This is a genomic window from Streptomyces rectiviolaceus (genome assembly GCF_039533825.1).
Lineage (GTDB): Bacteria > Actinomycetota > Actinomycetes > Streptomycetales > Streptomycetaceae > Streptomyces > Streptomyces rectiviolaceus.
Genome location: NZ_BAAAUG010000004.1, coordinates 1 through 14,331, shown reverse-complemented (window position 1 = coordinate 14,331; position 14,331 = coordinate 1). Strand labels below are relative to the sequence as shown.

General features: G+C 73.4%; 9 protein-coding genes and 1 pseudogene. 8 read left to right on the top strand and 2 right to left on the bottom strand.

Annotated features, from left to right (window positions below; all coding sequences use genetic code 11):
- The 8 genes and pseudogenes from ABD378_RS00270 to ABD378_RS00235 form a co-directional block, all read left to right on the top strand.
- Nucleotides 1-3,516 (top strand): annotated as a pseudogene (locus ABD378_RS00270) (hypothetical protein); the annotation flags it as partial.
- Nucleotides 3,513-3,881 (top strand): hypothetical protein, encoded by a 369-nt coding sequence (locus tag ABD378_RS00265; RefSeq protein WP_344518174.1) that lies wholly within the window; start codon nt 3,513-3,515, stop codon nt 3,879-3,881. The pseudogene ABD378_RS00270 and the gene ABD378_RS00265, both read left to right, overlap by 4 nt.
- A gap of 31 nt (nt 3,882-3,912) precedes the next feature.
- Nucleotides 3,913-4,377, top strand: coding sequence for a nucleotide exchange factor GrpE (locus tag ABD378_RS00260; protein ID WP_344518173.1), 465 nt, complete (start codon nt 3,913-3,915; stop codon nt 4,375-4,377).
- Nucleotides 4,374-6,515, top strand: a complete 2,142-nt coding sequence (locus tag ABD378_RS00255) for an Hsp70 family protein (protein ID WP_344518172.1) — start codon at nt 4,374-4,376, stop codon at nt 6,513-6,515. The genes ABD378_RS00260 and ABD378_RS00255 overlap by 4 nt, the downstream gene beginning before the upstream one ends.
- Nucleotides 6,512-8,302 (top strand): Hsp70 family protein, encoded by a 1,791-nt coding sequence (locus ABD378_RS00250; RefSeq protein WP_344518170.1) that lies wholly within the window; start codon nt 6,512-6,514, stop codon nt 8,300-8,302. Before ABD378_RS00255 ends, ABD378_RS00250 begins: the two co-directional genes overlap by 4 nt.
- On the top strand, nt 8,299-9,717 hold the full coding sequence (locus tag ABD378_RS00245; RefSeq protein ID WP_344518169.1) for a hypothetical protein: 1,419 nt from the start codon (nt 8,299-8,301) through the stop codon (nt 9,715-9,717). The genes ABD378_RS00250 and ABD378_RS00245 overlap by 4 nt, the downstream gene beginning before the upstream one ends.
- Nucleotides 9,714-10,193, top strand: coding sequence for a hypothetical protein (locus tag ABD378_RS00240; RefSeq protein WP_344518168.1), 480 nt, complete (start codon nt 9,714-9,716; stop codon nt 10,191-10,193). The genes ABD378_RS00245 and ABD378_RS00240 overlap by 4 nt, the downstream gene beginning before the upstream one ends.
- Nucleotides 10,194-10,196: 3 nt before the next feature.
- Nucleotides 10,197-12,338: a hypothetical protein gene (locus ABD378_RS00235; protein ID WP_344518167.1), complete on the top strand. Its 2,142-nt coding sequence runs from the start codon at nt 10,197-10,199 to the stop codon at nt 12,336-12,338.
- Here ABD378_RS00235 and ABD378_RS00230 read toward each other — a convergent pair.
- Nucleotides 12,335-13,693 (bottom strand): protein kinase domain-containing protein, encoded by a 1,359-nt coding sequence (locus ABD378_RS00230; RefSeq protein ID WP_344518166.1) that lies wholly within the window; start codon nt 13,691-13,693, stop codon nt 12,335-12,337. The genes ABD378_RS00235 and ABD378_RS00230 overlap by 4 nt on opposite strands.
- Nucleotides 13,687-14,331, bottom strand: a 645-nt coding sequence (locus tag ABD378_RS00225) for a protein phosphatase 2C domain-containing protein (RefSeq protein ID WP_344518165.1), incomplete at its 5' end; no start/stop codon positions are given. The genes ABD378_RS00225 and ABD378_RS00230, both read right to left, overlap by 7 nt.

The window sequence follows — 14,331 nt, the reverse complement described above, 5'->3', positions numbered from 1 at the left end:
CTCGCGGAGGCGGCGGGCGACTGGGCGGGCGCCTGCGAGATCTACGCACGGGCGATTCCCGCGGAGGATGCGGAAGGGGGCGAAGGCGACGCGGGGGGCGGCGGCGTGGAAGGCAACCACGCGGGAGGCGGCAGCGCGGAGGGCGACCACGCGGGGGGCGGGAGCGCGGAGGGCCGCAGGACGCAGGACGGCGACACGAAGGCCACTGACCCGCAGGAGAGCGGCGCGCACGGCGCCAACCCACAGGACGCCAAAGCGGAGGACAGCGGCACAGGGGGCGGCCACGCGGGGACCGGGAGCGCGGAAGGCCGCAGGACGCAGGACGGCGACACGAAGGCCACTGACCCGCAGGAGAGCGGCGCGCACGGCGCCAACCCACAGGCCGCCGAAGCCGAGGACGCCGACACCCAGGCCGCCGAAGCGGAGAACGGGAGCGCGGAGGGCGACCACGCGGGGAACGGCGGCGCGGAAGGCCGCAAGACACAGGACGGCGACACGAAGGCCGCCGACCCGCAGGAAAGTGGCGCGCACGGCACCGACACACGGGCCGCCGAAGCGGAGGACGGCGGCACTGGGGGCGACCACGCGGAGAACGGGAGCGCGGAGGGCCGCAGGACGCAGGACGGCGACACGAAGGCCGCAGACCCGCAGGAGAGCGGCGCGCACGGCGCCAACCCACAGGCCGCCGAAGCGGAGAACGGCGGCACGACGGATGTCCGCGCGCAGGACACCGACGCGCGGGACGCCGAAGCGGAGGGCGGCGGCACGACGGGCGGCGGCGCGCCCGCCCCCGACCCAGCCGACCCCGACCAAGAGCCCCGCCACCTCCACCGTTACGCCCTCGCCCGCACCCACGAGCTCGCCGACGCATGGGGTGACGCCCTTCTCGCCTACGAGGCGCTGCCCGACAGCTGGGCCGATGTCGTGGTGCGGCGGCGGTACGCGCGGGCTCGGATCGCCGAGGGCGCCGCTGCGAGCGGCGTGGAGTGGGGCGCCGTCGTGGCCGCCTTCGGTGCCGTGGAGGGTGAGCCCGGAGCGTTCGATGACGCCGCCGCTCGCCGGAGGTACGCGCTGGTGCGGCTGGCCGAGGCCGAGGGTGACTGGGCCCGCGTCCAGGAGGAGGCCGCCGCGCTCGGGGATCATCGGGACGCCGCCGCGCTGGGCGCCTACGCGCGCGGGCGCCTTGCCGACGCCCACCAGGAGTGGCGGCAGGCCGCTGACGCCTTCCGGCGGTGTGCGGGGCACCGGGACGCGGAAGCACATCTCGCTTACGCGCAAGGGAGGTTGCTGGAGGCGGACGGACGGTGGAGCGACGCGGTCGCCGCGTACGAGCGGGCCGGCGGCGGTCTCGACCGGGCCGACGCGCGGCGCCGCAGGCTCCGGCGGCTGCTCGAACTGCTGCCCTGGGCTGACGGGCTCACCAGCGCCCCTCTCGTCGCCGACCCCTTCGCGTCCAGCGACCCCACGTACCCCTACTTCGCGCTGCGTGACGCCGGCGTCGACCCCGGGGCCACCATGGACGTCGTCAACGACGCCTCGTACACGCTGCTCGAACGCGGTGGCATGACCTGGTCCGAGCGCGTCGCCTGGGACCGGCTGCGGCTTCCGGGGCGGCGGCTCCAGCTGGACGCGCTCCTGTACCGGTGGCACTCCCCCGCCGCGCTGCGCGACGCGATGGCCGGGCTGTCGCCGGACGAGGGGGCGGGGGCCTGGCTCATCGGCGATCTGTGCGAGCGGTTTCCGCGGGACGCGCCCCTCCTGCTGCTGCTCGCCAGGGACCGGGAGGCCGCCGCGGCCGAGTGGGAGCGGCGGCTCGCGGCGGCTCCGGGTGACATGGCCGTCGTCCATGGACTCGCCGCCGCCCGGCTCTGGCAGGCGCAGGAACTGGAGCAGAGCGGGGCCTGGGAGCACGCCGTCACCGCCTGGGAGTCGGCGCTCGCCTACTGGGCGACGCTGCTGAGCGACGACGAGTACTGGGACGGCTGGCGCGCCGAGCGTGCCGCCTGCTACGAACGGGACCTGCCGGGCGAGGACATGGCCCAGCTGCGGCTCGAACTGAGCCAGCATCTCTTCGGGCAGCTGTCCGTCTGCGAACAGCGCCACACCGAGCAAGACCGTCCCGAACAGGCCGCCGCGTACCAGGAGTTGGCCGCCCTGCTCGAAGCCGAGCTGGGCGCGGCCCGCGTACTGAAGGACATGGGCGGCCTGCGCGACGTGCCCGGCGCGGGCGCCGCGCCGCTCGCCTGCGGCCCCCGCTACCTGCGCCTGCTCCACCTGGAGGCACCGCTCGGCGCACTCGCCGCCGCCCTGGACTCGGCGGCCGAGCAGGGCAAGGACCCCGGCGCCTACGCGGTACGCGAACTGCGCTGGGCATTCTCGGAGTTGGCGAAGAGCTTCGTCCTCTGCGAAGTCCACAAGTTCGGGCCCGCCCTGCGCGCACTGCCGGACTTCGCCACCCTCACCACACTGCCCGCCGACTGCGAGGGCCCGGCATCGGCGGCCACCCCGGACACCCACATCGAGGCCTGCTCGCACTGCCAGGACTTCCTGCGCCGCAATCCCGCGTACGTCCAACTGCCCGAGCGGCACACGAAGTTGCTGCAGGACGGCGTCGAGCTGGCCGTGCGCGTACGCCTCGCCCTCTCCCGCACCGCCCTGACCGACGGCGCGGGCGGCCTCGACCGCGCCCTGGACGAGTGGGCCGAGCTCGTCCGCGTGTCCCGGCGCGCCGGGATGCAGGCCCGCAGCAAGAAGGCGGTGGTCACCGCCGTGCTCGGCCGTGTCGAGGCCCTGGTCGACCGGGGCGGCGCGCAGCGCGGTGACTGCCTGGACGAAGCCGTCACGCTCGTCGAGGCGGTACCGCCGGTCCTGCACCCCCTCGACCCTGACCTGGTGGATCAACTCACCGCGAAACTCTCGGCGTTGCTGTCCATGCGCGGTGTGTGGCGCGGTTACACCCGCACCAAGTACGGCATGCACTCGGACGCCTTCGGGGCCGAGGCCGACCTGCGACGCGCCCTGGCGCTCAACCCCGCGTCCAGCCACGCCCGCGACAATCTGGCGCGCGCCCTGGTCTTCACCCTCGACGCGCACACGCACACGATCCCGGGCCGCCTCAAGATCCTCCACGAGGCCCTTGGCCTCCTGGATGTGGGCCTTGGGCAGGCCCTGACGCACGGCTACCGCGAGACGCTCGGCGAGGCACTCGACGAGCTGGAACGGCTCCTCGCCCAGGACCTCGGGGTGGACGGACTGCGCGACCTGATGCGCAGCGACAGCGAGGAGACGCCTCCGGACGAGGGTGAACTCGCCCAGTGGGCAGGTTCGTTGACGGACCTGGCCGAGGAATCCCTCGGCCGCGGCGACATCCGGCGCGCCCTGCACCATCTGATCCGCGCCACCCGCGCCGACCCGACGAACAGCCGCATCCGGCGCGCCCTGCTCGATGCCGTGCGGCGCCGTCTCGGCGGCGCGCCCGCGGAGGGCGGCCGACAGGCGGGAGGCGAGGCTCCGTGATCAAGGATCCGTCGACGAGCTGGGACGGCGGCCCGTTCCCCTACGACGCGCTCGCCGAGGTGGGCGTCACACCGGAGACGTCGCACGCCGACCTCCAGAACGTCTCCTTCGAGCTGCTCGCCCGGCGCCTGATGACGCCGGTCACCCAGCAGGCCTGGGACGAGCTGCGCGTCGTACGCCGCCGCATGGTGGCCGAACTGCTCCTGTACGACGTGGACTTGCCGACCGCGCTGAAGGCGGCGCACGCGGAACTCGACCGCGCGCTTGCCGGTGCCGAGACCCCTGAGCCGACGGGCCCGCCCAAGTCGCCGCTCCCGGAGGAAACCGCCCAGCTCCTCGACGACCTCATCACCTTCGACATCTGACACCCCCGCGACACCGAGGAGCCCGCCTTCGATGAGTACGCAGGACCCGTCCCCCGCGACGACGGCCACCGTCGCCCGCCTCGCCCACGAGAACTCCCTGGCCCTCGCCGCGCGGGACGCCGCCCACCGGGCGCTGACCGAACAGCTGCTCCTCGTGCTCGCCGACACCCTGGACTCCTTCGACCGACTGCTCGCCGAAGGAACCGAAGGGACGGCGGCCGACCCGGAGTCGTACCGCAGAAGCCTGGAACTGATCGCCCGGCAGCTGGAAACCGCCATGTCCGGACAGGGAGTCGAGCCCGTCGGCCGTATCGGTGAGCGCGCCGAGCCCGCGACCCACCACGTCGCCGAGGTCCGCACCGCACCCGGAGCGGCCGACGACGAGGTCCTGGAGATTCTGCAGCGCGGATATCGATACCGGGGGCACGTCCTGCGCGCCGCCCGGGTAGTTGTCGCCGTGACCGGCGGCCCCGAGCAGGGAACGGAGCGTTCATGAAGGCCATCGGCATCGATCTCGGCACCACGAACAGCGCGGTCGCCGCCCACGACCCGCACCGCGCGGACATCGCGGTGCTGACCAACAGCAAGGGCGAGCGGCTCACCCCGTCCGTGGTGGGCCTGGCCAGGCAGGACCGCCCGCACCAGCCGCTTGTCGGCGAGGACGCGCTGAACTGGGCGATCAGGCAGCCCAAGGACACCGTGGTGTCCGTGAAGCGCCTGATGGGCCGGGACTTCGCGGACACCTCGGTGGCGGAGGCGCGCGGCAGGTTGAGTTACGAGATCGTCGCGGGGCCCGACGACGACCCGCGCGCCCACGTGGTGCTCGGCGAGAAGACACTGACTCCCGCCGATGTGTCGCGGATGATCCTGGAGAAGCTCGTGCAGGACGCGACGCGGACCCTGGGCGAGCAGGTCACGCACGCCGTGATCACCGTGCCCGCGTACTTCCGCGACGCCCAGCGCGCCGCGACCCGTGAGGCGGCCGAGCGCGCGGGCCTGGTGGTGAAGAAGATCGTGGACGAGCCGACGGCCGCCGCGGTCGCCTTCGGCCTGCACAAGCCGGGCGGCGAGCGCAGCCGGGTCCTCGTCTATGACCTCGGCGGCGGCACCTTCGACATCTCGGTCCTGAACGCGGTCAAGGACCAGGAGGGCAACAGCCAGTTCCAGGTGCTGCGTTCGGCGGGCGACATCTGGCTCGGCGGCGACGACTTCGATCTCGCCATCGTCGAGCGGATCATCCAGTGGATGCGGGACGAGCACCAGGTCGACCCGTCGGGCGACAAGGCGTTCCTCTTCCAGGCGAAGAAGGCGGCCGAGCGCGCCAAGCGGGAGCTGAACGACCTCGACGAGACGTACATCGTGATCCCGGCGGCCTACCGCAGCCAGAAGGGCGTCCTCGACGTCGAGATGACGCTCTCCCAGGGCGAGTTCAACGCGATGATCGCGCCGCTGGTGTCCAGGACGATGGACCTGGTGACGGAGACACTCGGCCGCTACGAACTTGCGCCCAAGGACATCTCCGACGTCCTCCTGGTGGGCGGCGGCACGCTCACCCGGCCCGTCTACGAGGCGGTCGAGGCGTACTTCGGCAGGGACAAGGTCCGCAGGAACATCAACCCCATGGAGTGCGTCGCCTTCGGCGCGGGAGTGCTCGCCGAGACCCTGGACGGCGTGGAATGCCCCGACCCGCAGTGCGCGAAGGTCAACGACGACTCCGCGCAGACCTGTGAGGACTGCGCCGAGAGTCTGGTCAACGCCCGTCCCGTGGGCTCGACGGGTCTCTACGAGTCGACGCCCATGGCGATGGGGATCGCCGCCGTCAAGGGCTCCCAGCGCGACGTGTTCGTCGAGATCATCCCGGCCGGTTCGCCCTATCCGCTGCCCGAGCCGCGCCGGCGCACCTTCCACGCGACCGACAGCCGCCGCATCCGCGTCCCGGTCTACGAGGGCGACAGCCAGGTGGCGAGCGAGAACCACGAGCAGGGCGTCGTCGAGTTCGACCTGCCGCAAGAGATCGAGATCAACCGGCACGTGGACGTGTCGTTCAACTACTCCGCCGACCGCATCATCACCGTACGCATCAGTGTGCGCGGCACGGACATGACCCTTGAGGCGACCCCGAACCGCGAACGGCCGCGGACCCCGCCTCCGGAGACGGGCGCGGAGGTCGACAGCCATGTGCTGCGCGAGGAGCTGGGGTACGCCGAGCGGGAGGCGGATCACTTCCTGAAGCGGTACGGCACGTACATCGAGCCGGTGCAGGCGATGAAGGTGCGCCGGGACATCGAGCAGGCCCAGCGGGCGGCGGCGATGGGCGACAGCGGCGAGTACAAGCGGCTCACCGAGCTGCTCCTCGACGACGTGTTCCACCAGTGCGGCCTGGCGAGCCAGTTCCGGCAGGCCGAGCTGGCGTCGGAGGGCGCGCCGCCGGACACCGTGCGGCAGATCAACGAAGCGGTCGAGTTCGTCAAGCAGGCCCACCGGCAGGGCAATCGGGTGCAGACCTCGCAGCAGGCCCGCAACCTCCGCAGTCTGGTGGCGGTGGCCCAGTCGGAGCGCCGGGTGCAGTCGCTGCCCGACCGGCCCGACTACGGCGGCATCCTCCAGGTCGGGGAAGACACGGTCGACGGATGACTTCAACGGCGGGGCGCGCCCCTGTGTGCCTCGGGCTCGACTTCGGCGGTACGGGCCTGCGCGCACTGTTCGCGCTGCCGGGTCAGCCCGCGCGGCGGCTGGACGCGGCGGCCGGGGACTGGCCGTGGCTGCTGTGCGAGCCCGCCCCCGCGGGCGTGCTGCCCGTCTCCTTCCCCAGTCTCAAGAGCCGGGTCGGCAGCGGGCGGCCCGTACGGGCGCAAGGAGCGTCGTTCCCGCCGGAGCGCCTGGTGGTCCGGATGCTGCGGATCCTGCGGGAGCGGGTGGAGGCGGAGACATCGGGGACGGTCGCGCAGACCGTGATCAGCGTGCCCGCTTCCTACCAGTCGGCGCAGCGCTCCGCGCTGCGGGACGCGGCGCGGGATGCGGGTCTCGCGCCCGCGCGGCTCATCAGCGACGCGATGGCCGCGGTCGTCGGGCACACGTCGGAGCGGGACAGCGGCACCTTCCTCGTGTACGGGATGGGGTACGAGGGGTTCGAGATCGGCCTGGTCCGCTGTGTGCGGGGGCACTACCGCGCGCTCGGCCACGAGGGGGCGGCCACCTCGGGCGGGCGTGCCTTCGACGGGGAGGTCCTTTCGTCGGCGGTGCGGCTGCTGCGCAGGCACCGCGGTCCCGGTTCGGTGTCGGGGGTGGACCCGGAGGTGTGGCTCGCGCTGCGGGCGCGGGCGCAGGAGGCGCGGGAGGCGCTGAGCACACCGGGGAGCGCGGGGGCCGCCGAGCTGTCCCTGGACGTGGGCACGGGGCCGCCCCTCGAGGTGCGGATCACCCGGCACCATCTGGACGCCTTCCTCGCCCCGCACGTGCGCCGCACGGTCGACCGCGCGCGGTCGCTGCTCGACCAGTCGGGGATGACACCGGCGGACGTCGACACGCTGCTCCTCACGGGCGGCAACACCCTGATGGAGCAGGTCGGTTCGGGGGTGGCGGAGCTGGGCGGGCACCGGGTGCAGGCACCGCCCGAGCTGCTCGCCCTGGGGGCGCTGAAGCACGCGGTGCGGCTCGCGGGCGGGGCCGCCGGGTCGGCCGCTCTCGAAGAGGGTCCGCTGCAGCCCGCGGACCCGGCCGACGACACGCTCTCGGACGCGCCTGCCCTGACGGCCACGCTGGTCGGGGGCGGGGAGCCGGTGCGGGGCGGTGCGCCGCCGCTCGGGGACGTGGAGCGGGCGCGGGTGCTCGCGGGGCAGGGGCGCACGGAGGAGGCGGTGGCGCTGCTGCGGGAGGTCGTCGCGGAGGCGGGGGCGCTGCTGGACTCCCTCACGTCGGAGGCCTCGCCGGAAGCACCGCCGGTGGCCGACGAGTCCGACACCCCGCCTCCCGCCGACCGGATCGCGCTGCGCCAACTCGCCCGTGCGGAGAGCTTGTTGGAACTCGGGCGGTACGAGGACGCCGTGCAGGCCTCGCACGCGGCGTGGCTCGGGGCGGCCACCAGGCCCGCCGGGGCCGACGTGCTCGACGCGATGATCGACGTGCACTGCGCGGCCGCGATGGCCGACACCTCGCCCCACCACTTCCCCGACGCCGAGCGGTGGCTGCGGTGCGCGTACGGCCATGACCCGACCAGCGAACGTGTGCGCGGCCTGCTCGCCGAGCGCACCTACCGGCACGCGGTGGAAGTACAGCGTCTCGGGGGACGCGATGAGGCGATTGAGACCCTGGGGAAGTGCCTCACATGGAATCCTGAACACGCCGATGCCGAGGCTCTGTTGCGGCGGTTGAACCGCGACGGAAGGAACCGGCGGGGCCCGAGAGCAGGGGGAAGCGTTTGACGCCCGCAGAACTGCTGGACAAGCAGAAACTCATCGACGAGTTGCAGCGTCTGGCAGCCCATCCATCGCTCGCACCACGTTCGGCCGAACTGACCGTGCTTGCGAAGGACTTGAAACCGGCCCACCAGCTCGACCGGTGGGCCGAGGTGGACCTCGTGGACGCCTACGTACGGCCCGAGAGCGTGCTCACGCCGCCCGCGGGGCAGGCAGGGCGGCACGACGGCCGCCTGGAGGCCGCGCTCGGGATCCTCGTCTTCATTCCGCTCCTGGTGACGTGGTTCGGGCTGCGGGAGGCGGTGCGGGCGTACGGGGAGCTGAGCAAGGAGGACCCCAAGGAGTCGACGCGCCCCTTCCTCCAGCTGTGGCAGTCCGGCTTCGGCGGGCATCTGTCGGCGCTCGGCCGCTTCGAGAACGTCGCGCTGATGGCGGTGCTCCTGATCGCCCTCCTCGTCCTGCTCTCGGTGTGGCACGCGCGGGTGAAGGCGCGTACGGACCGGGAGGAGACGGAGCAGCAGAGCGAACGGGAGCGGCTCCTGGCCGAACTCGCGTCCGTCCTCACGCGTACGCAGATGGTGCTCGCCCCGCACCGCAGCGCCTCGCCCCAGCAGTTCACCTCCGAGCTGACCAAGGCGGCCACCCAGATGCGGCAGCTCGCGTCGAAGGCGGAGACCAGCCACAAGGCGCTGACCGGCACGACGACGGCGGTGAGCAGGTCCATCGACGCGCTGAAGGCCGCAGCGGACGCGCTCACCGTCGAAGTCCCGAAGCTGGGCGTCGCGGCGTCCCGTATCGAGCAGACCTTGCGCGACGGCCGGACGGCGGCGGACAAGGCGAGCGTGGCCGGCGCGGACGCGGCGCGCGGTATCGCCGACCGCGTCAAGACGGCGGGCGACACCGTCGAGGCCTCCCTGAAGTCCCTGATCGCCGCCCAGCAGTCGCTGGTCACCAAGTCGGAGACGGTGGCGGCGGCCACCGACCGGGCCTCGCAGGCGCTGGTCGACAGCACCGGACGCACCGGCGACGCGGTGGAGGGGATGCGCGAGGCGACGGAGCGGTGGGACGCGGCGGCCGCGCACTGGCAGGACGCGGCGGCGCGGCTCGACGAACGGATCGGGGCGCTGGTGGGAGCCTCGGACCTGCCGGGCACGCCGCCGACCGCGCCCGCGTCGGCACTCCTGGGGACACCGACCGTGCCCGCGCCGAACGGGTCCGAGGGGAACGGGCATGCGTGGGGCGGCAGCACCAACGGGCAAGCCGCCGATGACCACGATGAGACCGATCAGACCGACGACAGCCTCCGGAGTGAAGCGACCCGGGCCCTGCCCGCCCGCGGGCGCCGGATCCCCTCCCCGGCAGGCCCCGTCGACGCGCCGCCGCAACCCCGGCACCAGCCGCCGGGCGGAGGTGACGCGTGAGCCGACCGCGACGCCGGGGGCGGGTCAGTGTGGTGGTCCTCGCGGGGTGGCTCTTCGCCGATCTGCTCCTCGTCCTGGCCCTGGTGTCGATGGCCGATCGCCCCGACCCGCTGGCCGACCGCCCCAAGGCGTCCAAGGGGGAAGCGAAGCCGTCGCCCTCCAAGTCCCCCACGGGCCCCCGTTCGGTGGAGCTGCGGCCGGAGGAGTTCCGGGTCAAGGGCGCGGACAAGGGCGATCTCGCCGAGCAGATCCGCAAGAACACCGGGAAGTGGGCGGGCCGGGAGGCGGCGCTTGTGCTGACGTTCGGCGGCTCGAGGAACGGCGAGGCGTACGCGCACCGCGTCAACGCGCTGCTCGGCAAGGGCCGTCCGGACATGTTCACCAAGAAGACCGCGACGGACGACTTCCACAAGCTGGGCGACCCCGCGTCGACGGCGACCGTCAGGGTGTACTTCTACACGACTCCGGGCGGCTGACCCATGACGAGCTGGAACCCCGGTGAGCGCCCGCCGGGAGACGTGTCGGGGCTCCCCCTGCCGAGCCTGCCCGCCTTCCCCGCGATGCGCGGCTACCTCCAACTGCACGCGGCCATAAGGAGCTTGGGGTTTCGCCATGCGGCCGAGGCCCTGCGCGCTCCCGCGCCGGTGACCCCTTCGGGGCAGTCGACGCAGGCGCTCTTCGGCACCCTGCCGAAGGCCGAGACCGACGACGGTTTCCGCATTCTCGACGGCCTGTGGTTCCCGGCCCGCGGAGGCCTGTGGCAGCGCGCCGATCTGGCGTACGTCCAGAAGTCCCGCGCCCGGTGGCTCGCCTCCGCGCACCCGCGCGCCATGGACGCGGCCGCCGTCGTGGACGTCCTGGAGACCGTCGTACGCGACGACCCGATGGGCTTGCGCCGCATCGTCCTGTGGGAACTGTGCTGCAGGCTGAGCGACGGCACCGCGGAACGGCAACGGCCCGGGTCCGCCCGCGCCACACCGCCCGCCGCCGAGCACGCCGTCGCCCTGGGTGTGCACCGCAGCGAGGCGGGACCACTCGTGGACGCCGTCGCCGCCGTCCGTTTCCCGGCGGCGGGCGATGCCCGGGACGCCGCCGAGACCCTCAACGACATCTGGCCGGGCACCCGGCTGCGCGAGGCCGAACGGCTCGCGCAACTCGTCCCCCCTGCACCTTCGGATCACGTCCTGTCCGCCCTGCTCGGCACGCTCCACGCCCGGTCCACCGCGGTCCGGCAACTCGCGCTCACAGCGGAGCAGTTGACGGACCGGGGCGACCTCCGCGCCGCGGCCGCCGCATGGCTCGGCGCCGTGCGGCAGGCCCACGACGACGTGGACGCGCGTGCGGGACTCCTGCGCGTCGCCGCGCTCCTGGCCGACGGCCCCTCCGCCTCCCCGGAGTCGGAGGTGGCGGCCGTCGTCGAGGACCGGACCGTACGCCTGTCCTGGCGCGCCCCGAGGCACGGCCGGGGCGCGGTGTCCTACCGCGTGCTCCGATACCTCGGCGGCGCGCCCGAGCTCGCCGTCGATGTGCCGTCGGACGACACCGCCCTGACGGCGGTCGACCTCGATCCGCCCACCGGACGCCCGCTGCGCTACGCCGTGTTCCCCGTACGCCGGGGCCGCGAGGCCGGGGTGCCGCGCGTCACCGCGCAGCTGATGCTCACCCCGGACGTCGCGGATCTGCGGGCCGAAGCGGTGCCGGACGGCGTACGGGTGCGGTGGCGGCCGGACGCCTCGGCGATCGAGGTCAGTGTCATGCGGACGGCCGACGGTGCGAGCGGCCCGGGACAGCGGGTGTTCTGCGAGCACGACCAGGTCCTGGACTCGCCGCTCCCCGTCGGCCTGTACGTCTACGAGGTCCGCTGCGGCTACCCCGGGCCCGCCGGCCGCCTCGCCTGGTCGCCGGGGCGCACTATCACCGCCCGCGTCGAACGCTGGCCCGCACCGGTGGAGGAGCTCAGCGTCCGGCGCCTCGACGACGGCCGCGTACGCATCGCGTGGCGTCCGCCCTCCCGCGGGGACGCCCATCTGGTGCCGTGGTTCGGGCATCCCGTACCGCCGGGCGCTGACGTGTCCCGGCATGTCGGTCGGCTGGCCCCGCCCGACGGCACGCCGCCGACCTCCGTCGACGTACTGCCGCCGCCAGGTGAGCGGCTGCGGATGACGGCCGTGAGCGTGCTCGGCGACCGCGCCGTCTGCGGGCCGAACGTGGTCGTCGAACGCCAGGGTGAGGTACGGGACTTGGAGGTGCGCCGGGTGGCCGCCGACCGTGCCGAGCTGCGGTTCGACTGGCCCGATCCCGCCGTGCTCACGCTCGTCTCCTGGGAGGACGGCGTACGCGGCGGTGAGCGGCGCGTGGCGCGCAGCCAGCACGTGTCGGGGCGGGCCGTGGCGCTCCAGGTCTCCCCGGCGGAGTGCCGGTTCACCGTGACCGCGCTGCCACGGCCGGACGCCGTGGCCATCGGGGCGCCTTCGGCACGGGCCGTGCTGCCCGCCGCGCCGCCACCGGCGCCGTTGCTCCCGCCGACGCCCGCCCCTTGGTGGCGGGCGTGGTGGCGGCGGTGGCGCACGAAGCAGACGCCCGCCCCCGCCGGTCCCGTGGTCCCTGACCTCCGCCCCTAGTCGCGGACCTCCGCCTCCGCCCCGCCCCCGAACTCCAGCAACAACCCGGCCCGCAGCGCGATCGTCCGGCCCGGCTCCACGTCCCGCACGGTCCCGTCGTCCTTCCGCGCCGTCCACACGTCCTTGGTGTGGTTGGTGAGCCCGAACCTGCCCCGGTTCTGCGGGTGTTCGGTCACCTCGCCCACCACCGCACGGAAGTCGTGCCGGTCGGGATCCTCGACCAGGTGATGGGCGTAGACCCGTGCACTCGGGGCGAGCCTGATGCCGCGCCGGGTGCGCGACGTCCCCGTACCGGTGACCAGTTCGAGCCGCGGCGGCAGCACCAGCGTACGACCGCATTTCCAGCAGTCGGGGGCCGCGCCGTCCGGCTGCGTGAGGTTCTGCTTGCCGCACGAGCCGCACTGGGTGATGGCGTCGAGTACCTGGCTCAGGGCCTTGCGCCACTGCGTCTCGCGCACGCGCTTGACCGGAGTCCGCACCCCGTCCGTGAAGGTCTGGACGAAGAAGTCCCGCAAGATCTTCGGCAGCGCGCCCCAGGTGGCGACGACGGTCGGCTGCTCGTCGGGGACGGGACGGTTGCGGGCGTCGGACGGGTCGTAGATGAAGACCGGATCGGTGCCGTAGAGGCGCCGTTTGGCCGCCTCGTCCATGCAGCGGATCTGCAGGGCCTGCGCGCCGTTGAACGGGTGGTCGTTCATGAGCAGCAGGAAGAGCAGCACAGCGAGCGAGTGCAGGTCGGTCTGCGTGCCGGGCTGCGCCCCCTTGTCGCGGCGGACCAGCTCGGGCGCCATGAAGTCCATCGTCCCGGCGACCGCGGCGGACTCGCCCTCCACCACCGCGTTGTCGTTGTCGCACACCAGGACGTCCCCGGTGCGCGGGTCGAAGAAGATGTTGCCCCAGTTGATGTCGCGGTAGGCAATGCCCTTGGAGTGCAGCGACTGGTACGCCTCGACGGTGTGCAGCGCCACGGTGACCAGCGTGCGCATCGTCGCGGCGGACACCGAGGGGTCACGGCGGAACAGAGCGGGCAGATCCTGGAAGCGCGACGGGCGTACGTCCATCAGATAGCCGAAGCCGGGCGCGCCGCTCTTGGGCCCCTCGGGGTCGAGGACTATGGCCGTGGGCCACAGGAAGCGGTCGTCGCTCCAGCCGCGCGCGATGAGCCCTTCGAGGATCTGCCGCTGGCGGGCGTCGGCCAGCTGCGGGTAGTACCACTTCAGCGCGCGGTCGCCCTGCGGCGTCGTCACGCGGTAGACCTCTCCCTGGCCGCCGGAGCCGAAGAGCTCGGCGACCTTGACCTTCTCCCCCGACTCGGCCACCAGGGTCTTTCCGGCGGCGAGCATGCCGTTCACCATGCGGTTCCTTTCTCGGCTTCCTGTTCGGCTGAGCGATCGGCTGAGCCTTCGGCTGAGCGGTCGGGCTCAGCGGGTGCCGTGGCCGCGAGGGCGCCCACGAACGTCGTGTCGTCACCGGAGTACTTGGCGGCGCGCTCCAGCCAGTCCGCCAGTTGCGCCTGCACCGCGGGCACGCCCTGTCCCGCGGCGCGCTCGGTGACACCGGTGGCGAAGTCCAGGAACCCCTGGTGGTCGGCGAAGCTCTTGGAGAGCCCGTCGGTGGAGATGAGCACGGCCGGCGGCGCGCCCGCGGTGAAGGGCTGCCAGTGCGACCGCATCTTGCGCCAGGGCTCCGGCTCGCACAGCGAGTCCGTCTCGTCCCCCATGTCGGGCCCCGTCGAGAGCGGTGTGTGCGGGGTGCCGTCCGCGTCGACGAGGACGATGTCCCCGTCGCCCAACTGCCAGCAGAACAGCATCCGTTCGGTGAGTACGGCACCGATGAGGGTGCTGCCGTACACGGCGAGGTCGCGCGCCGTGTCGGCCGTGCCCGGCAGCCTGCGTCCGCCGTGCGCAGGGGAGTTGCAGTCGTGCAGCAGCGCGCGCTCGCGCCAGCGGTGCGCGACCTGCTGCGGCAGCCTGCGGGCCTCCGCGCGCAGGCC

What these genes read in the sequence shown, in the direction of transcription:
- ABD378_RS00230 (WP_344518166.1), bottom strand. Translation starts at nt 13,693, where the DNA reads ATGGTGAACGGCATGCTCGCCGCCGGAAAGACCCTGGTGGCCGAGTCG.
- ABD378_RS00250 (WP_344518170.1), top strand. Translation starts at nt 6,512, where the DNA reads ATGACTTCAACGGCGGGGCGCGCCCCTGTGTGCCTCGGGCTCGACTTC.
- ABD378_RS00255 (WP_344518172.1), top strand. Translation starts at nt 4,374, where the DNA reads ATGAAGGCCATCGGCATCGATCTCGGCACCACGAACAGCGCGGTCGCC.
- ABD378_RS00260 (WP_344518173.1), top strand. Translation starts at nt 3,913, where the DNA reads ATGAGTACGCAGGACCCGTCCCCCGCGACGACGGCCACCGTCGCCCGC.
- ABD378_RS00235 (WP_344518167.1), top strand. Translation starts at nt 10,197, where the DNA reads ATGACGAGCTGGAACCCCGGTGAGCGCCCGCCGGGAGACGTGTCGGGG.